The sequence below is a fragment of the Salimicrobium humidisoli genome (assembly GCF_002295105.1).
GTDB classification, from domain to species: Bacteria; Bacillota; Bacilli; order Bacillales; family Halobacillaceae; genus Salimicrobium; species Salimicrobium humidisoli.
In genome coordinates, this window is the sequence record NZ_NSGH01000008.1 from 1 (window position 1) to 19,527 (window position 19,527).

Consider the following 19,527-nt stretch of genomic DNA (forward strand, 5'->3'; position numbering starts at 1 on the left):
AGTTTTAGATTGAAACATCCAATCACCTTTCGTTGATAAGTTACAGCTATTATAACAAATTAACGCGGTGATCTATTTAAAAAACAGAAAAAAATAAAAGCTGCCGAGACTTTCTCGACAGCCTGAGCACCCCGTGGGGTGCTTTTTAGCATCATACGCGAGTTACTTTGCCTGATTTCAGCTCACGGGCAGAAACGTAAACTTTTTTCGGTTTTCCATCAACGAGGATGCGAACCTTTTGTACGTTAGCTTTAAATTTACGTTTATTTGCGTTCATAGCGTGAGAACGATTGTTCCCGCTCCGGGTTTTACGTCCAGAAACGACACAACGACGTGCCATATCGAATCCCTCCAATTACAATTTAGATACTTAATTACTCTATCATAGTCAAAAACGTAATGCAATCCATTATATCAAGAATTTCCTCTTGACAGAACGATTCAATTGTTACAGAGTATTATAGGGAAGAAGGTCGTCCTGTGTTATAATTGCTGGGCATGGAGAACATGTTAAAGGAGGATCCGAATGTCGGTAGAAATGAATACAAATAATGGTCAAATCACAATAAGCACCGAAGTTATTTCCACAGTTGCCGGTGGGGCTGCAGTAGAATGCTACGGTATAGTAGGGATGGCTTCGAAGAATCAGCTGAGGGACGGATTGTCGGAAATGCTGAAGAAAGAGAACTTCTCCCGGGGAGTGGTAGTGCGTCAGGAAGAAGAAGAAGTACATATTGATATGTACATCATTGTGAGTTATGGTACGAAAATTTCCGAGATAGCCCACAACGTACAATCTCAGGTTAAATATACTTTAGGCAAAACGATCGGACTCACAGTAAGCTCCGTTAACATCTATATACAGGGCGTGCGAGTGACGAGTGATGATTAGATCAAAATGAGAAAGTCAGCTAAAGGAGGAAGAAACGTGAGTTTACAGGAGTTGGACGGGCGGACCTTCGCAGCGATGGTGCTTCAGGGTTCCCGCTACTTGTCGAAGAATGCTCAAATGATTGATGCTCTGAACGTGTTTCCCGTTCCTGATGGGGACACGGGTACAAACATGAACCTTTCCATGACTTCAGGTCAGGAAGAAGTTAAAAATATAACGAGCGATCATACCGGAGAGGTTTCCAAAGCTTTGGCCAAAGGGTTGCTGATGGGGGCACGGGGCAACTCGGGTGTCATTCTGTCCCAGCTGTTCCGCGGATTTTCAAAATCGATGGAAACGAAACGGACTGTAACGACCACAGACTATGCCACCGCCATGGCCCGAGGGGTGGAAACGGCCTACAAAGCAGTTATGAAACCGGTGGAAGGCACGGTTCTTACAGTTGCCCGCGAAGCAAGTGAAGAAGCTCAGAAGGCCGCGGAAGAGGAAAAAGAGTTCATTCCGTTTCTCGAACGGGTAGTGACAGCCGCGAAAAAGTCCCTGGAAAACACGCCCGAACTTCTTCCTGTACTGAAGGAAGTAGGAGTCGTCGACAGCGGTGGCCAGGGGTTTCTGACCATCTATGAAGGGTTTCTTGCCAATCTCAAAGGAGAAGAGGTGCAGGAAGAAGATACTTCGATTGATATGGAAGACATGGTCAGTGCCGAACATCATAAATTGAACCAGGATTTTATGAATACGGAAGATATCCACTACGGATACTGCACGGAGTTCATGGTGAAGTTCGAAGAAGCGAAGCTTGAAGAAACCGCTTATGATGAAGATGCGTTTCGCGAAGATCTAAGTGAATTCGGCGACTCTCTTCTCGTAGTATCGGATGAGGAGCTTATCAAAGTCCACGTTCACGTGGAAGACCCGGGCAGAGCCCTGAGTCTTGGTCAGCGATATGGAAGTCTGACGAATATTAAAATAGAAAATATGAGGGAACAGCACACGTCTATCGTAGGTGACAAAGCGTCCCGCCCCCGTGAGAAAAGTGAATTCGGCATCGTAACAGTTGCCATGGGTGACGGGGTGAAGAAACTTTTTGAAAGCCTCGGTGTATCGGTAGTTATCGAAGGCGGACAGACGATGAATCCGTCGACGAAAGATATATCGGAAGCTATCAAAAAAGCTCATGCCAGACACATACTCATACTCCCGAACAATAAGAATATTATAATGTCTGCAGAACAGGCAGCCGATCTTGCGGAAGAAGAGGTGGCTGTAGTTCCGAGCAAAAGTATACCCCAGGGGATGAGCGCTATGCTGGGATTCTCCTCTGAACTGAGTCTTGAAGAAAATAAGGAAGCGATGGACGGGCTGCTTGGGGAAGTCAAGACCGGCCAGGTAACTTATGCAGTGCGGGATACGAAAATAGAAGGAGTCTCGATAGAGAAAGATCATTTCATGGGGATCCATGACGGAAATATAGCGGTTTCGGATCCTGACCTTCTGCAGACGGCCAAGGTACTGCTTTCCGATATGATTGCTGAGGAAGACGAAATTTTGACGGTGATTTACGGAGAGGAAGTGTCAGAGAAGGAACTGGCAGACCTGAAATCGTTTATCGAAACGGAATTCGAAGATGTGGAAATAGAGGTGCATGAAGGCGGTCAGCCCATCTACTCCTATATATTCTCTGTTGAATAATAAAAAGCGCACCACAATCGGTGCGCTTTTTATTATGGAAAACTATAACAGTTTAATCACCCGTATACTACAGAGACAGAGCCCGAAGCAGAAATTCTATAAGAAAGGCCGAGGCGATCAGAATTATCGGCACGGTCAGCTCTCTCTGTTTTCCCATCGCTATTTTAACGAGAGGATAGGCGATAAATCCGAATGCCAATCCATCGGGAATGGAGTAAGTGAAAGGGATCATCGCTATCATAAGAAATGCCGGGAGTGCTTCTGATAAATCATCGAAAGGTATGTGTTTGATTTCCTGAACCATCAGGGAACCGACGATAATGAGAATCGGGCTGATGGCTGTGGAAGGCACGATAGATATCCACGGAATGAGAAACAGCGTGGCGATGAAAAGTATCGCCATTGTTAAAGAGGCACGCCAGGTCTTCCCGCCAGCTGCAATTACGGCTGCACTTTCTGCCGAAGAGACAGTAGGGGATGTGCCGAGAAATCCGCTGGTGAAAGAAGAAAAAGCGGTAGCCTGATAGGATTTATGGAATTTCGTATCGGTTTTGTTTCCGACCATATCCAGCTGACTGTGTATCAGTCCCATATTTTCGAATATAAGCACAAGAGCTAACGGGAAAACGCCCATCCAGAAGCCGAACTCAGTGACCACGGAAAAATCGGGCGCGAAAACCCACTGCTGTTCCCTGAAATTAAGGGAAGGCTGGGGTTCGCCCAATATTCCGGCGAAATAGGCTATCCCTGTGCCGACTGCAAGAGTAATCAGGAAGTTGCCAGGAACGTTCTTCGCAAAAAGAAAAATCGCAATAAACAGTGTCGCAACACTGGTAAGAACGACCGGTGAGGACAATTCTCCGAGAGCAATAAGCGACTGTTCTCCTTTAACTACTATACCGCCCTTTTCAAGACCGAGAAGAGCGAGGAAAAATCCGATACCCACAGTAATCGCATGTATAAGCGATACAGGCAGTGCCCTGCTCAGCCAGGCTCCGAGAGAAGTGAAAGCAGTAATCAGGAAGACCAGGGAGGCGACGACAACGACAGCCAGACCCTGTTCGTAAGTGAATCCCGCACCCTCGACAATGGAGTAAGCAAACAGAGCGTTAATCCCCATACCCGGTATGACTACCATAGGGGCATTGGCATACAGGGCGATAAGAAGACACCCGAGTGCACTTGCTGCTATGGTGGCCACCATTCCTGTTTCCAGGGGCAGGCCTGCATCGGAGAGTATTTGACTGTTAACGGCAACGATATATACGGTCGTGAAATAACCGATAAATCCGGCGATCAGTTCCTGTTTCCAGGAATTTTGCTTTCCGTTTTTATTCAGCATTTCGATCTCCTTATGAAATTGTCCCTCTCCCGCCCGGTTTCGTAAGAACCCACAGCATATTATTGTACCCGTTACGGGCTAATATAGCAAACAGAGGATTTGTAAGCGTTATCTATACCGTCATATCAGCATTACATTAACGGAAGAAAGTAGGGAAAATGAGATTTTTGTGATAAAATGACAATAGATGATTTATGGAGAGAGGAAGGGTAGGATGAAGTACAGGTCTGTGTTCGACATAATTGGTCCGGTTATGATAGGTCCATCAAGTTCTCATACGGCTGGAGCCGCACGTATCGGAAGAGCGGCCAGGGATTTATTCGGAAGGACACCCGAAGAAATCGATATACATTTTTACGGGTCTTTCATGTCTACGTTTAAAGGACACGGGACAGATGTGGCGATGGTCGGAGGTGTGCTGGGGTACGAGACGTTTGATGACCGGATTAAAACGTCTCTTGAAACTGCGGAAAAAGAAGGGGTTAAAGTCGTTATACATGAAGAAGTTTCTGAACCGGAACATCCGAACACTGCCAGGCTGCGCCTGAAAAGCGGTGATGAAGAGCTTGAACTTACAGGTATATCCATCGGGGGAGGGAAAATTGAAATCACCGAACTGAACGGTTTCCCTCTTCATCTCACAGGCGAACATCCCGCGGTCGTTCTTCTGCATGATGACCGCTACGGTGCGATAGCTTCGGCTACCGCCATACTGGCTAAAGAAAAGATAAACATAGGAAGAATGGAAGTTTCGCGGAAAGCAGAAGGTGCTCAGGCTTTAATGATCATCGAAGTGGATCAGAATCTGACGGATCCGGTTATGGAAGAACTTCAGGAAGCCGATCATATCTCGAGAGCTGCACGTATTTCAGAATAAAGGGGAGAATGGCATGTTTCGTAATGTTGCAGAATTGATTGAAAAAGCAAAAGAAGACAATATCCCTGTGTCCGAAGTGATGATCAGACAGGAGATGGAAGCGAAAGAACTAAGCCGGGATAAGGTGATGACCCAGATGGAAGAGAACCTTACTGTAATGGAGGAAGCGGTGGAAGAAGGGATCAAAGGAGTACAATCCCACAGTGGACTCACAGGCGGGGACGCTGTACTTATTCAGAAGTACATGAAAGAAAAACAGCCGTTATCGGGAGATCTTCTTCTTGATGCAGTAAGTAAGGCGGTGGCGACGAACGAAGTGAACGCTGCGATGGGAAGGATCTGTGCTACTCCGACGGCGGGAAGCGCCGGATGTGTTCCGGGGACTCTTTTTGCAGTGAAAGACAGACTTAACGCCTCCCGGGAGGATATGCTCCGCTATTTATTCACTTCAGGTGCTTACGGATTCGTCGTTGCAAACAATGCTTCCATTTCCGGGGCGGCAGGAGGATGTCAGGCTGAAGTCGGTTCGGCTGCCGGTATGGCGTCTGCAGCTATCGTCGAGATGGCCGGAGGGACTCCTGAACAGACAGCGGAAGCTATGGCTATCACTCTTAAAAATATGCTAGGATTAATTTGTGATCCCGTAGCCGGACTGGTTGAAGTTCCGTGCGTTAAAAGAAATGCGATGGGGGCATCTCAGGCTATAGTCTCGGCTGACATGGCTCTCGCGGGAGTCACCAGCAGAATACCGTGCGATGAAGTGATAGATGCTATGTTCAAGGTCGGCCAGCGCATGCCTTCGGCTTTTCGTGAAACAGCTGAAGGGGGTCTTGCGGCAACACCTACCGGCAAAGCACTGGAGAAGAAAATTTATGGGTCTTGAACCGGGAAAGAGTGAGAAGAATTGTTGGAGCAATCGGTACAGCAAATAAAAGGTGTCGGTGAGAAACTGGCCTCTTATTTGAATGAACTGGGAATATATACGATAAGTGATCTGCTGTTTTATTTTCCGTTCCGTTATGATGAGTTTGAAGTGAAACCGCTGACGGAACTCGTGCACAATGAAACAGCCACACTGGAGGGGAAGGTAGCCACGCAGCCTTCCCTTGCTTATTATGGAAAGAAAAAGTCACGTTTGACGTTTACGATGCAGGTGGGAGAGTTTGCAGTTAAAGTCGTCATGTTTAACAGGGCATTTGCCAAGAAGAACCTGGAACCCGAAGACGTTGTAACTGTCACCGGTAAATTTGACATGCATCGTCTGCAGCTGACGGCCACCCACTTTAAAAAAGGAGAAGCGAAATCCGAAGAACCTATACAGCCGGTCTATTCCGTGAATGAAAATGTGAAAATAGCCGCACTGCGGAAAGTGATGAAACAGGCAATGGAAGAATACGGGGCGGAAATTGAGGAGGTACTCCCTCCGGATTATCTCGACATGTATAAATTGCCGGCACGTTCAAAAGCAGTCCGTCATATGCACTTTCCGGAATCGCGTATTTTGCTGAAACATGCCCGCCGAAGGTTTACATACGAAGAATTCCTCGTTTTTCAACTGCGTATGCAAATGCTCAGGAAGAAGTACAAGGAAGCGACCGCCGGCACGTCACTCCACTACGATAACGGGCTGTTGACGGAATTCGTGCAGTCCCTGCCGTTTACGCTTACGGAAGCACAAAAGAGATCTCTTGCAGAAATATTGAAAGATATGAAGTCCCCGCACCGGATGAACCGCCTCCTGCAGGGAGATGTGGGGTCAGGAAAAACGGTGGTTGCAGCTATCAGTATGTATGGAGCAGTAACATCGGGAAAACAGGCTGCACTGATGGTCCCTACGGAGATTCTTGCTGAACAGCATGCGGCATCTCTCCGCCGGATGTTCGGGGAAAGACTGACTATCGCTCTCTTGACCGGGTCCGTAAAAGGGAAGCGGAGGAGAGACATTATGGAGGAAATGGAGAACGGTACGATCGATGTGCTCGTAGGCACACATGCCCTTATTCAGGAAGAAGTGAAATTCAACTCCCTCGGATTTATTGTTATTGATGAACAGCACAGGTTCGGGGTCGAACAAAGACGAACGCTCCGCGAGAAAGGGATGAAACCTGACGTTTTATTCATGACGGCGACTCCGATTCCGCGTACGCTGGCGATTACTGCATTCGGGGACATGGACGTATCCTCCATCGACCAGATGCCCTCGGGCCGAAAAGAAATAGAAACCTACTGGGTGAAGGGTAAAATGACGGAGCGGGTGCTTGGATTCATCCGTAAGGAAGTGGAAGACGGAGGACAGGCGTATGTTATCTGTCCTTTGATCGAGGAGTCGGACAAACTCGATATCCAGAATGCTGTAGAACTTTTCGAACAGCTCACGGAAGTATATCACCCGGACATTACTGTCGGTTTAATGCATGGAAAATTATCCAATGAGGAAAAAGAGGATATAATGCATCGTTTCTCGGATAACCGGATACAAATCCTTGTGTCCACGACGGTGGTGGAAGTAGGAGTGGATGTGCCTAACGCCAGTCTTATGGTTATTTATGACGCCGACCGCTTCGGCCTTTCGCAGCTTCACCAGCTTCGCGGCCGCGTCGGAAGAGGGGAACGGCAGAGCCACTGTATTTTACTGGCCGACCCCAAAGGGGAGACCGGGAAAGAGAGAATGAAAATCATGACCGAAACGACGGATGGTTTCCGTCTTTCTGAAGAGGATCTGAAAATAAGGGGACCGGGTGATTTTTTCGGAAAGAAACAGAGTGGTCTGCCGGAATTCAAAGTTGCGGATATGGTGCACGATTACAGAGCGCTCGAGACGGCTAGAAAAGATGCCGCCGAGATCATTGAAAACGGCTGGCTTGACCGAAAGCAGAGCTTTGCACCGCTGAAAGAAATGCTGAGAAGAGATATGGAGAAACTGGACGAATCACTCGATTAGCACTCAATTGTTGCGTTTAAGCCCGTACTATAATATATTACTGTTAGTACCTAGTCATAAAATGGACGGTGGATAAGATAAGATGAAAAAAAGAAAACAGATAAGACAGCAGGAGCTCCAGGAGACGATCGAGGCCACCCCGTTCGTAACGGACGACGAACTCGCTAAAAAATTTTCAGTGAGTATTCAGACGATACGGCTCGACAGAATGGAACTTCAGATACCTGAGGTCCGCGAACGGATCAAATCCGTTGCGACTAATGAGTGGACGGAAACGGTTAAGGCGCTTGCTATAGACGATGTAATCGGAGAAGTGATCGACCTCGAACTTGATTCCAAAGCTATATCCGTGATGGACATCAGGGAAGAACACGTATTTTCAAGAAATGATATCGCCCGCGGTCATCACTTGTTTGCTCAGGCCAATTCGCTTGCTGTTGCAGTTATCAACGACGAACTGGCTCTTACAGCGCGCTCCACCCTTAAATTCACGAGACAGGTGAAGCGCGGGGAGCGGGTGGTAGCAAAAGCACACGTAGGTGGAACAGACGATAAAAACAGAACGATAGTGGAAGTGGACAGTTATGTAGGTCAGGAAAAAGTGTTTCAGGGTACTTTTTATATGTACCGTTCTGAGGAGTAGAAGGAGAGAGACAGGATGAAGATTGTACTGGATGCTATGGGCGGAGACCACGCTCCGGAAGAGATGGTGTATGGAGCAATGGAAGCTGTCAATACATACGAAGACGTGGAGATTACACTTGTCGGGGATGAGAAGGAAATAAACAGATTTTTATCCCCTCACAACCGTCTGCAGGTCCTTCATGCCCCGGAAGTGATAACGAATGAAGATGAACCTGTAAGGGCGGTAAGAAGGAAGAAGCAGTCTTCCCTCGTCCTTTCTGCAGAAGAAGTGAAGCAGGGGAGAGCACAAGCTTTCATATCAGCGGGTAATACAGGAGCACTCATGAGCGCCGGGCTTTTTGTCATCGGCAGAATCAAAGGGGTGGACCGCCCGGCCCTCAGTCCGACTCTGCCGACACTGGATGGCCGTGGATTTCTCATGCTTGATGTAGGTGCCAACACCGATGCAAAAGCGGCACACCTTCTGCAGTACGGAATCATCGGCTCTATTTATGCCGAAAAGGTCAGGGGCATCGCGAACCCGAGAGTAGGACTTCTGAACGTCGGTACGGAAGACGGTAAAGGCAGTGAACTGACGAAACAGACTTTCTCGCTGTTACAGGAGGCACCTGTCAATTTTATCGGCAATGTGGAAGCCAGGGATCTTTTGAACGGTGCAGCGGATGTAGTGGTGACGGATGGTTTTACTGGAAACATAGCTCTTAAGACCATTGAAGGTACAGCTATGAACCTGTTTTCGATGATCAGGGAAACGTTCATGTCGAACGCCAAGACGAAAATCGCCGCTTCGCTCGTGAAGAATGATATGAGGGGACTGAAAGATAAGATGGACTATTCCGAGTACGGCGGGGCCGGCCTGCTCGGGCTTTCCGCTCCAGTTATTAAAGCGCACGGTTCTTCGAATCGTACAGCGGTAGTCAACGCTGTAAGGCAGGCCCGCGACATGGTGGAGAATAATGTTTCCGAAACGATCAAAACCGCTCTTGAACAAAAAGGAGGCGAAGAAGAATGAAAAAAGTCGCATTTGTTTTTCCCGGTCAGGGATCTCAGAAAGTGGGTATGGGGAAAGAAATGTATGATTCCTCTGCCCAGGTAAGAAAGTTATTCGACGAAGCTGATGAAACTCTCGGCTACTCGCTTACATCGCTTATGTTCGAAGGACCGGAGGAGGAGCTTACAAAGACGGAAAATGCGCAGCCGGCACTGCTGCTCGTGAGCGTGGCCATAGACCAGCTGCTGAAGGAAGAAGGAATCAGTCCGGCTATGACTGCAGGGCACAGTCTTGGGGAGTATAGTGCTCTCGTTTCTTCCGGCTCTCTCGGAAGTCTCGAAGCTGTCCGTCTGGTACATAACCGTGGAAAGCTTATGGAAGAAGCGTATCCTTCAGGTAAAGGCGCCATGAGTGCCGTACTCGGTCTTTCCGTTGAAGAAATACAGGAGGAGCTGGAGCACGTCGACGGAGTTGTGAACGTAGCAAACATCAACTGCCCCGGCCAGATAGTTATCTCCGGTGATAAACCGGCAGTCCAGAGTGCCGGTGAGAGACTGCAGGATAAAGCGAAACGGGTGATGCCTCTGAATGTAAGCGGACCGTTTCACTCTGATCTTATGAAACCGGCTGCGGATGATTTCGAGGACCATCTTCATAAAGCTACTGTGAGGGATGCAGAGATTCCGGTATACGCGAACGTGACTGCAGCTCCCGTCACGGAAAAAGAGGAAATAAGCCGCCTTCTCGTAGAGCAGCTGTATTCTCCGGTCCGGTTCCAGGAAACGATTGAAGCTTTCGTGAATGAAGGTGTGGATGCAGTAGTGGAAATCGGGGAAGGGAAAGTATTGTCGGGGCTTGTCCGTAAAGTGGCCCGGAGAATGAAGACTTTCCAGATCAACAATGAAGAAAGCCTTGAAACATTCATCAACTGGTACAGGGAGGGAGAAAAATGATAAATGGACAAACTGCGCTCGTAACAGGGGCATCCCGTGGAATCGGCAGAGCGATAGCTCTTGAGCTCGCCTCGCACGGCGCAAAAGTTGCGGTGAATTATGCCGGAAACGAACAGAAAGCTCAGGAAGTCGTCGAAGAGATTCAGGCCTCAGGCGGGGAAGCAATTAAAATCAGGGCGGATGTCTCAAACGGAGAAGACGTACAGGCGATGATCAAAGAAGTGGTGGATACCTTCGGAAGTCTGGAACTGCTCGTGAATAATGCCGGGATCACTAAAGATAATCTGCTGATGAGAATGAAAGAAGAAGATTTTGAAGCGGTTATCGATACGAATCTGAAAGGTGTATTTTTAACTACAAAAGCAGTGACAAGACAAATGATGCGTCAGAAATTCGGGCGTATCGTGAACGTCTCCTCGATAGTGGGAGTGTCCGGAAACCCGGGGCAGGCTAACTACGTAGCCGCAAAATCAGGAGTTATCGGTCTTACGAAATCAAACGCTAAAGAACTGGCTGCTAAAAATGTCCGTGTCAATGCCGTAGCACCCGGCTATATAGCAACCGACATGACGGATGAGCTGACGGACGAGCAAAAAGCACAGATGCTTTCTCTCGTTCCTCTCAATCGGTTTGGAAGCGGAGAAGAAGTAGCCAGAGTCGTCCGTTTCCTTCTGGATTCGGACTCCGACTACATGACCGGACAGACCCTCCACGTGGATGGCGGTATGGTAATGTAGCCGGAAAGACGAATGTTTAAGAAAAATTTATAAATAGATCTTAAACATATGGTTTTTTAGGGGAAAATTTACTATAATATCTGAAGGGAGGTGAGCTCCAATGGCAGAGACATTTGAAAAAGTGAAAGAAATCATTGTAGATCGTCTGGATGTTGAAGAATCCAAAGTAACGATGGAAGCGTCTTTCAAAGAAGACCTGGAAGCTGATTCACTTGACGTAGTCGAACTTGTAATGGAACTTGAAGACGAGTTTGACATGGAAATTTCCGATGAAGAAGCTGAAAAAATCAATAAAGTGGGAGACGCTGTCAATTACATAGACAGTCAGTCTTAAAACAGAGAGCTGCCTGGACTACAGGCAGCCTTTCCTGTAAAAAACGAGTTAGTACAAGAACAAAGTAAAGGGACGGGTGAGTCATGGGGGATTTTAACAAACTTCAGAAACAAATGAACGTCCGATTTTCTGATGTAAAGCTTCTTGAACAGGCTTTCACCCATTCATCCTATGTGAATGAGCATCGGCACACGGAGCGTAAGGACAATGAGCGTCTCGAATTTCTTGGAGATGCTGTACTTGAGCTCGGGGTATCCCAGTACTTATACAGAAAATACCCGAACATGGAAGAGGGAGATTTGACTAAGCTGCGGGCTTCCATTGTATGTGAGGCATCACTCGTAGACTTTGCCAATGATCTCAACTTTCAGGAATACGTACTCCTCGGTAAAGGGGAGGAGATGACCGGCGGACGTCATAGACCGGCTCTCTTAGCTGATGTATTCGAAGCATTCATCGGCGCTCTTTACCTGGATCAGGGTTTTGACCGGGTATTATCTTATTTAGGCTACTATATTTACCCTAAAATCAAGCGGGGTGCTTTTTCTCATGCGATGGATTATAAAAGTCAGCTGCAGGAGCATATCCAGCGTGAAAAACAGGCGGACATCGACTATGAAATAGTGGATGAGCGAGGGCCGGCCCATAACAGGGAGTTTGTCGCTCACGTTCATATTCACGGGGATACTGCGGGTATCGGAGTAGGAAGAACGAAGAAAGAGGCAGAGCAGAGAGCTGCTGAAGAAGCTCTGGACAAATTACAGTAATCAGGACACAATCAACGAAAAAAGACCCGGGCACACGCTATACCTGAACGGATTTCCAAAATGGAATCCCGCTTCCGGATTGCAGCGGTGCAAAGGGTCTTTTTATTAGTGGTCAAATTTCGGTTCCTCTCAGGCCGGCTCTGTAAACCGGGCGGGGCGGAGCGGAAATTGCGGATTTATTGTGCTTTTCTGTACTGCGACATTTCAGAAACGAAAGCCTGGATTTCAGGAACGCTGAGCTGACCTTTCATTTCGGCGACATCGTACAGCTCCTTGATATCGTAGTAATGATCCATGTCGAAATCTTCCGACTTAAGCATACTCCGGTTTACGAGCTGCAGTTTATCTGCGAGTGTCTCAATCATGTAATCCAGATTCTCTCTGTTCGCTTCTTCAAGATTCATAGTCTCTCTCCCTTTAATTTTACTAATGTCCATGATAGAGGATTGTCTGCGATTTTAAAACCCCCAAATGACAGGTGCGCGACGTCTTTGTTGTATGATAAAATGTACGGGTTAGAGTAAGTATTCATAAACAGGAGGATTAATAAATGTTCCTCAAAAACTTGGAAACTGCAGGATTTAAATCCTTCGCTGATAAAATAGATGTACAATTCGTTCCCGGGGTCACAGCCGTCGTGGGTCCGAACGGAAGTGGAAAGAGTAATATTACGGATGCGATTCGCTGGGTACTCGGAGAACAGTCGGCACGCTCACTGAGAGGAAGCAAAATGGAAGATGTGATATTCGCCGGCAGCGAGACGAGGCGTTCCAGGGGGTATGCGGAGGTCAGTCTCACTCTGGATAACCGGGATAAAACACTGCCGCTCGAATATGATGAGGTGCAGGTGAGCCGGAAAGTGTACCGTACAGGGGAAAGTGAATTCCTCATAAACAAAGAACCATGCAGACTCAAAGATATTGTGGAGCTGTTTATGGATTCGGGGCTTGGCAGAGAAACGTTTTCCATCATCAGCCAGGGAAAAGTTGAGGAGATACTGAACTCCAAACCGAAAGATCGCCGTGTTATTTTTGAAGAAGCCGCCGGCGTGTTGAAATATAAACAGCGTAAGCAGAAAGCGGAAGGGAAACTCGAAGAAACGGAAGCCAATTTATATAGAGTGAAAGACATTCTTTCTGAAATCGAAGGAAGAGTCGAACCTTTAAAAAGGCAGGCCTCGATAGCTTCCGACTATCTCGAGAAAAAAGAAGATCTGAAGAAAGAGGAAGTGGCTTTATTAGTTACTCAGATCGAAGACATGGATGAAGAATGGAAGACGTTGGAAGAAGCGATTGAAAACCAGCGTCAACAGGAGCGGAAACTTGCTGAAAAAGTTGCCGGGCAGGAACAGAAAATCGCCGAAATCCGTGAGAAATCATCGCATACGGATAATTCCATTGAAGAGACGCACGGGCAGCTGCTTCAATGTACAAAAGAACTAGAAAGTCTTACCGGAAAGCGCGAACTGTTCCAGGAGAAGAAGAAACACTATGAAGAGAAAAAAGAAGCTCTTGAACATAATCGTAGTAAATTACGTGAAGAACTGAAAGAGTTGGAGGACCTTTCCCGGAAAGCGGAACAGGCCAGGACTGAAAAAAAACAGAAAGTGCAGAATACGAAAGCCGAACTTAAGACGACGGCAAGTGTGCTCTACGAAGAAATCGAAACCATCGATGAAACGATTGAAAGCCTGAAGGCCGATTATATCGATTTGCTTAACGAGCAGGCTGCAAAACGGAATGAGAAACAGCATTTGAACAAACGTCTTCATCAGCTCGATACCGCTCACTCCGATACCAGGACGAAAAAACTTCGTGAAGAACTCGAAGATGTGAAGAAACAGCTTAAGGAGGTTTCTGAGAAACTGCGCCCTCTGGAAGAAGAGGAACAACGGCTCAAGGACGCCTGTGACGTGAAGTCGAAAGAGTGGACAGAGACGAAGGATTCCTATGAAGAATGGCGTCAGAAACTTTACCAGGGTTATCAGCACATGGAAAGCCTCAAGTCCCGTAAAAATGCCCTTGAGGAGATGAAAGAGTCATTCTCCGGTTATTTTCAGGGCGTGAAAGCCGTGCTGAAAGCGCGTGAAGAAAGGAAGATAGGCGGAATAGAAGCTTCTGTGCTGGAAGCTCTGTCTATACCCGAGGAGTATATGACGGCTATCGAAACGGCTCTCGGCGCTCAGGCTCAGCACGTAATAGCCGAAAATGAAAAATTTGCCCGCGATGCTATCGAATGGTTGAAAAAAACCAATCAGGGACGGGCTACCTTTCTGCCGCTTGATGCTGTGAAAGAACGTTTCGTTCCGGAAAGGACGATCGAGAACCTCCGGACTCTTGACGGATTCATAGGAGTGGCGAGCGCTCTTGTGGAGGCCGAGGAGAAACACCGCGTCATTCCTGAACATCTGCTCGGGCATATAATAATTGCCCGGGATCTTCAGAGTGCAAATGCTATTGCAAAGGCTACCGGAAGAAAATTCAAGGCTGTAACGCTTGAAGGAGACGTAGTGAACCCGGGAGGATCAATGTCCGGAGGGGCGAAATCAGGGAAATCCTCTTCTCTTTTCACTCAGGAGCAGGAGCTTAAAGAACTCCGGAAAAAGGTGACGGATTACGACCGGAAGATGCAAAATGCCGAGAAAAAAGTGAAAACCCTCAAGGAAAGTATGAATGAAAAAGAAAAATCCCTTCGTGAGCTGGAAGAGGAAAATGACTCCATCAAAGAGCAGGCACGCAGCTGCAGGGAAAAAGAAAAAGAGCTGCAATTCTCTCTTTCCAATTATGAAGAACGTCTTTCTTTCCTGGACAAGGAATACTCCCAGCAGAAAGAGGAGCAGGTCAGAACGGAAGAAGACGGGAAAAAAATCGAACTGGAATTAAAAGATCTGGAAGACAGAATCAGCCGTACGAGAGAGGAAGTGGATCGCCTCACTCTCGTGAAAAAAGAAAAGGAAGAGAACAGGGAAACGCTCGTTGCGAAGGAGCAGGATTTGAAAGTTTCTCTAGCCACTCAGAAAGCAGAAGCGAAAAATGCGGAAGATCACTATGCTCAGGTTACTTCAGCATACGAAGAGAAGCAGGATGCTCTCAGGGAAGTCGAGAAGAATCACACGGAGCTCATGGGATTTTTTGATAACAAAGAGACGAAAGAAGAGATAGAAGAGAAGATCACTGTTAAAAAGGAACAGGAGAAATCACTGTCAGACGCTCTCGACAACCTGAAAGAAAAGCGTCGTTCCTACCAGCAGGAAATGGAAGAGATCGATACACACTTGCGGGAGGATCACAGAATCCATTCGAATTATCTGCAGAATCTTCAGGACAAAGAAGTGAAGGCGAATCGTCTTGATGTGGAACTCGAAAACTCACTGCGTTATTTAGAAAAAGAATACGTAATGACGTTTGAGAAAGCGAAAAGCATCTATGACCGCGTCGACAACACAGATGAAGCTGTTACGAGAGTGAAACTTATCAAACGCGGGATCGATGAACTCGGAAATGTGAATCTTTCGGCCATTGATGAATATGAAGAAGTGAAAGAACGTTTTGATTTTCTAAAAGACCAGGAAGAGGACCTCATATCCGCCAAGGAAACTTTACGTAACGTAATGAACGAAATGGATGACGAAATGAAACGCAAGTTCGAAGAGACATTTGTACAGATACGGGGAGAGTTCAATGGAGTGTTCAATCAGCTCTTCGGCGGAGGGAAAGCCGATCTGAAACTTACCGATCCTGATGATATGCTGGAGACCGGGGTGGAGATCATCGCCCAGCCTCCGGGTAAGAAACTTCAGAATATGAGCCTTCTCTCCGGGGGAGAACGTGCATTAACGGCCATTACCCTGCTTTTTTCCATTTTGAAAATTCGCCCCGTTCCGTTTTGTGTACTCGACGAAGTGGAAGCGGCTCTGGATGAAGCCAATGTGGACCGATTTGCAAGATTCCTTACGGAGTTCAGTGCCGATACACAGTTTATCGTAATTACTCACCGTAAAGGCACGATGGAACATGCTGATGTTCTTTACGGAGTCACGATGCAGGAGTCCGGTGTCTCGAGCGTAGTGTCGGTCAGGCTGGAGGACTCGGAATCACTACTAGAAGTGTAAAGAGAGGAAGATTTTATGGGATTTTTTAAGAAATTGAAGGAAAAGTTCACACCTATTGAAGTGGAAGAACCTGTAGATCATGACGATAAGGTCACCGATTCGGGGGAGAGTGAAGGGGATCATCAGGAACCTGAACGTTCGGAAGCTTTGCCGGAAGAAAAGACCGGGGAAGAAGAACGGGCACAAGAAGCCGGGGAAGTAAGTGAGGAAACTGCTGAAGAGCCGGAAGAAACGGAAGAAGAGCAGCCGGAGCCGGTAACTGAAGACCTTGAACCGGAAGAGTCGGAACAACCGGAGCAGGCAGAGCTGGAGGCACCGGAAGTTACGGAACCCGAGCAGGAACTCGAAGCCCCTGAATCTGAAACCGCGGAAGCCCTGCCTCTGCTGGAGCCGGAAGAAACGGAAACTTCCGAGCCCGAAGAGGGACTCACGGAAGAACAGAAGCGGGTCTCTCTTGCAGAAAAATTCAAAATGGGGCTTACCAAAACCCGTAATTCATTTTCGACGAGGATCAATGAACTCGTAGCAAAATACCGGGAAGTCGATGAAGACTTTTTCGAAGAGCTTGAAGAAGTACTGATCTCGGCCGACGTCGGGGTCCATGCCGTTATGGATCTGATCGAGGAACTGGAACTGGAAGTGAAGCGCCGCAATATAAAAGACACGAAGGAAGTGCGGGAAGTAATCTCCGAGAAACTCGTGGAGCTTTATTACGGGGATGAAGACGAAGAAGAAGTGGAAGGTCTGAAGGAAGTGGAAGACGGACTGACTGTCTATCTTTTCGTCGGAGTGAACGGCGTCGGGAAAACGACGTCTATCGGTAAACTGGCTCATCAGTTGAAACAGGACGGCAAAAAAGTGATGCTGGCTGCTGCAGATACATTCCGGGCCGGTGCTATCGAACAACTTGATGCATGGGGAAGCAGAGTCGGTGTTGACGTTGTGAAACATAGTGCGGGCAGCGACCCGGCGGCAGTTGTATACGATGGTATCAAAGCCGCTAAGTCGAGGAAGGCGGACGTCCTCATATGCGATACTGCCGGCAGACTTCAGAATAAAGTCAATCTGATGAATGAACTCTCGAAAGTGAAGAAAGTGATTACGAGAGAAATACCCGAAGCACCTCATGAAGTTCTGTTGACTCTGGATGCCACTACCGGCCAGAACGCGATGAGCCAGGCTAAAACGTTTGCTGAAGCTACGGATGTTACCGGAATTGTTCTGACGAAATTGGACGGAACTGCCAAAGGCGGTATCATTCTTGCCATACGAAAAGAACTGGAGATTCCCGTGAAAATGGTGGGACTCGGGGAAAGTGTCGATGATCTGGAACCATTCGATGCTCACGCGTTCGTCTACGGACTGTTTGCGGATATGATTGATGAATATGAGGAGCCGGAGGAAAAGGAATAATCCTTGACAGTACAGAAATATCTCCGTTAGTATTGAAATTTGTAAAGGCATTTCACTTAACAAGGAGTTTTAAGGATGCTAGAGAAAACGACGAGAGTTAATTTTTTATTTGATTTTTACCAGTCTCTTTTAACTCCGAAACAGAGGAATTATATGGAGCTCTATTTTTTGGAAGATTATTCCCTTGGTGAAATATCGGAGACATTCGATGTATCCCGGCAGGCTGTCTATGACAACATCCGGCGTACAGAAATGATGCTTGAAGAATACGAAAAAAAGTTACTTTTATACGATAAATTCAGTAAGCGGCAGAAGCTGCTGGAGATGATGTCACAATCGCTTGAAGAGAGCGACCCGTTCAAATCATATATTGATGAATTGCGGGAACTAGAATAAGGGGGTCTTGGAGATGGCTTTTGAAGGGCTTTCGGACCGTTTACAGGGAACGATTCAGAAGATCAAAGGTAAAGGGAAAGTCAACGAACAGGACGTAAAAGAAATGACGAGGGAAGTCCGTCTGGCCTTGCTTGAGGCAGACGTAAACTTCAAAGTCGTCAAGGATTTCATAAAAAAAATCCGTGAGCGTGCAGTCGGGCAGGAAGTAATGGAGAGTCTGACGCCAGGTCAGCAGGTAATCAAGATTGTTAAAGAGGAACTGTCTGAATTGATGGGCGGGGACGAAAGCAGGATAGCCGTAGCTAAAAAGCCCCCTACCGTCATTATGATGGTAGGTCTTCAGGGTGCCGGTAAAACGACTACGGCCGGTAAACTTGCGAATCTTTTAAGAAAGAGCTACAACCGTAAACCGATGCTGGCTGCTGCCGATGTGTATCGTCCGGCAGCTATCGATCAGCTGGAGACGATCGGGAAGCAGCTTGATTTCCCGGTTTACTCTGAAGGAACGGATGCAGATCCGGTTGATATAGCCAGACAGGCTGTGGAAGAAGCGAAAGAACAGAATCATGACTATGTCATCATTGATACGGCCGGACGCCTTCACATCGACGGTGAATTGATGGGAGAACTTGATCGCGTGAAAGAAGCGGTCAACCCGGATGAGATATTTCTCGTTGTGGACGCCATGACGGGACAGGATGCAGTTAACGTTGCCGAGAGTTTCGATGAACAGCTGGATATCTCCGGTGTGCTTCTCACGAAACTTGACGGAGACACCAGGGGTGGTGCTGCGTTATCCATCAAAGCTGTAACCGGGAAACCTATTAAGTTCGTCGGTATGGGAGAAAAACTCGATGCACTTGAAGTATTCCACCCCGAACGTATGGCTTCCCGTATCCTCGGTATGGGAGATATGCTTTCGCTTATCGAAAAGGCCGAAACCCAGGTGGATGAAAAGCAGGCGAAGGAACTTGAAGCCAAAATGAGAAATGCTTCGTTTACGTTCGATGATTTTCTTGAACAGATGGCCCAGGTGAAAAACATGGGGCCGCTCGATGAAATCATCGAAATGATACCCGGGGCCAGTAAAATGAAAGGCCTGAAAAACGCATCCTTCGATGATAAGCAGATCGTACACGTGGAAGCGATCATCCAGTCGATGACGAAGAAGGAGCGAAATGACCCTTCCGTAATGAATGCGAGCCGTAAAAAGCGTATTGCGAAAGGTTCCGGGACTTCCGTATCGGAAGTGAACAGGCTCTTAAAGCAGTTCAACGAAATGAAAAAAATGATGAAACAGTTCAGTAACCAGAAAGGCAAGAAAGGAAAAGGAATGAATTTTCCTTTTATGTAATGGAAAAATACTTTACACAGTTTATAACTTCTGCTACAATTTCTATCTGTGTGAGTCATTAAATTAATTCGGAGGTGCAACA

General features: G+C 47.2%; 18 protein-coding genes. 15 read left to right on the top strand and 3 right to left on the bottom strand.

Annotated elements, in window-relative coordinates; genetic code table 11:
- Positions 1-151 precede the first annotated feature (151 nt).
- Complete coding sequence (gene rpmB, locus CKW00_RS06255; RefSeq protein WP_008587981.1) at positions 152-340, bottom strand: 50S ribosomal protein L28; 189 nt, start codon at positions 338-340, stop codon at positions 152-154.
- Positions 341-526: 186 nt separating this feature from the next.
- Here rpmB and CKW00_RS06260 point away from each other — a divergent pair, with 186 nt between their 5' ends.
- Positions 527-892, top strand: coding sequence for an Asp23/Gls24 family envelope stress response protein (locus CKW00_RS06260; RefSeq protein ID WP_008587979.1), 366 nt, complete (start codon positions 527-529; stop codon positions 890-892).
- A gap of 36 nt (positions 893-928) precedes the next feature.
- Positions 929-2,584, top strand: coding sequence for a DAK2 domain-containing protein (locus CKW00_RS06265; RefSeq protein WP_095821853.1), 1,656 nt, complete (start codon positions 929-931; stop codon positions 2,582-2,584).
- Positions 2,585-2,651: 67 nt separating this feature from the next.
- Here CKW00_RS06265 and CKW00_RS06270 read toward each other — a convergent pair whose 3' ends face one another.
- The gene (locus CKW00_RS06270) at positions 2,652-3,926 is read right to left on the bottom strand and encodes an NCS2 family permease (RefSeq protein ID WP_095821854.1); all 1,275 of its coding nucleotides are present in this window, start codon (positions 3,924-3,926) and stop codon (positions 2,652-2,654) included.
- A gap of 214 nt (positions 3,927-4,140) precedes the next feature.
- On the opposite strand from CKW00_RS06270, the gene sdaAB reads away from it, so the two are divergent.
- The 9 genes from sdaAB to rnc all read left to right on the top strand — a co-directional run bounded on the left by sdaAB (position 4,141) and on the right by rnc (position 12,171).
- Positions 4,141-4,803: an L-serine ammonia-lyase, iron-sulfur-dependent subunit beta gene (gene sdaAB, locus CKW00_RS06275; protein ID WP_095821855.1), complete on the top strand. Its 663-nt coding sequence runs from the start codon at positions 4,141-4,143 to the stop codon at positions 4,801-4,803.
- Between the two features lie 13 nt (positions 4,804-4,816).
- On the top strand, positions 4,817-5,686 hold the full coding sequence (gene sdaAA / locus CKW00_RS06280) for an L-serine ammonia-lyase, iron-sulfur-dependent, subunit alpha (RefSeq protein WP_008587971.1): 870 nt from the start codon (positions 4,817-4,819) through the stop codon (positions 5,684-5,686).
- A 21-nt stretch (positions 5,687-5,707) separates the two neighbouring features.
- Entirely contained in the window at positions 5,708-7,744 is a 2,037-nt protein-coding gene (gene recG, locus CKW00_RS06285; RefSeq protein WP_095821856.1) for an ATP-dependent DNA helicase RecG, read from the top strand.
- A gap of 82 nt (positions 7,745-7,826) precedes the next feature.
- Positions 7,827-8,387: a transcription factor FapR gene (fapR, locus tag CKW00_RS06290; protein WP_095821857.1), complete on the top strand. Its 561-nt coding sequence runs from the start codon at positions 7,827-7,829 to the stop codon at positions 8,385-8,387.
- A gap of 15 nt (positions 8,388-8,402) precedes the next feature.
- The gene (gene plsX / locus CKW00_RS06295) at positions 8,403-9,401 is read left to right on the top strand and encodes a phosphate acyltransferase PlsX (RefSeq protein WP_095821858.1); all 999 of its coding nucleotides are present in this window, start codon (positions 8,403-8,405) and stop codon (positions 9,399-9,401) included.
- The gene (gene fabD / locus CKW00_RS06300) at positions 9,398-10,333 is read left to right on the top strand and encodes an ACP S-malonyltransferase (protein WP_095821859.1); all 936 of its coding nucleotides are present in this window, start codon (positions 9,398-9,400) and stop codon (positions 10,331-10,333) included. The genes plsX and fabD overlap by 4 nt, the downstream gene beginning before the upstream one ends.
- Positions 10,330-11,070 (top strand): 3-oxoacyl-[acyl-carrier-protein] reductase, encoded by a 741-nt coding sequence (gene fabG / locus CKW00_RS06305; RefSeq protein ID WP_095821860.1) that lies wholly within the window; start codon positions 10,330-10,332, stop codon positions 11,068-11,070. The genes fabD and fabG overlap by 4 nt, the downstream gene beginning before the upstream one ends.
- 100 nt (positions 11,071-11,170) lie before the next feature.
- Entirely contained in the window at positions 11,171-11,404 is a 234-nt protein-coding gene (gene acpP / locus CKW00_RS06310) for an acyl carrier protein (protein WP_008587958.1), read from the top strand.
- Positions 11,405-11,487: 83 nt separating this feature from the next.
- The gene (gene rnc / locus CKW00_RS06315) at positions 11,488-12,171 is read left to right on the top strand and encodes a ribonuclease III (protein ID WP_008587957.1); all 684 of its coding nucleotides are present in this window, start codon (positions 11,488-11,490) and stop codon (positions 12,169-12,171) included.
- Between the two features lie 176 nt (positions 12,172-12,347).
- Here rnc and CKW00_RS06320 read toward each other — a convergent pair whose 3' ends face one another.
- Positions 12,348-12,575, bottom strand: coding sequence for a DUF1128 domain-containing protein (locus tag CKW00_RS06320; protein WP_008587955.1), 228 nt, complete (start codon positions 12,573-12,575; stop codon positions 12,348-12,350).
- Between the two features lie 146 nt (positions 12,576-12,721).
- On the opposite strand from CKW00_RS06320, the gene smc reads away from it, so the two are divergent.
- From smc to ffh, 4 genes are all read left to right on the top strand, one after another.
- Positions 12,722-16,282, top strand: a complete 3,561-nt coding sequence (smc, locus tag CKW00_RS06325) for a chromosome segregation protein SMC (RefSeq protein WP_095821861.1) — start codon at positions 12,722-12,724, stop codon at positions 16,280-16,282.
- Positions 16,283-16,297: 15 nt separating this feature from the next.
- A complete protein-coding gene (gene ftsY / locus CKW00_RS06330) occupies positions 16,298-17,695 on the top strand; it encodes a signal recognition particle-docking protein FtsY (protein ID WP_095821862.1) in 1,398 nt (465 codons plus the stop codon).
- Between the two features lie 75 nt (positions 17,696-17,770).
- The gene (locus CKW00_RS06335) at positions 17,771-18,091 is read left to right on the top strand and encodes a putative DNA-binding protein (RefSeq protein ID WP_095821863.1); all 321 of its coding nucleotides are present in this window, start codon (positions 17,771-17,773) and stop codon (positions 18,089-18,091) included.
- Positions 18,092-18,104: 13 nt separating this feature from the next.
- Entirely contained in the window at positions 18,105-19,445 is a 1,341-nt protein-coding gene (ffh, locus tag CKW00_RS06340; protein ID WP_095821864.1) for a signal recognition particle protein, read from the top strand.
- The last annotated feature ends 82 nt before the right edge of the window (positions 19,446-19,527 follow it).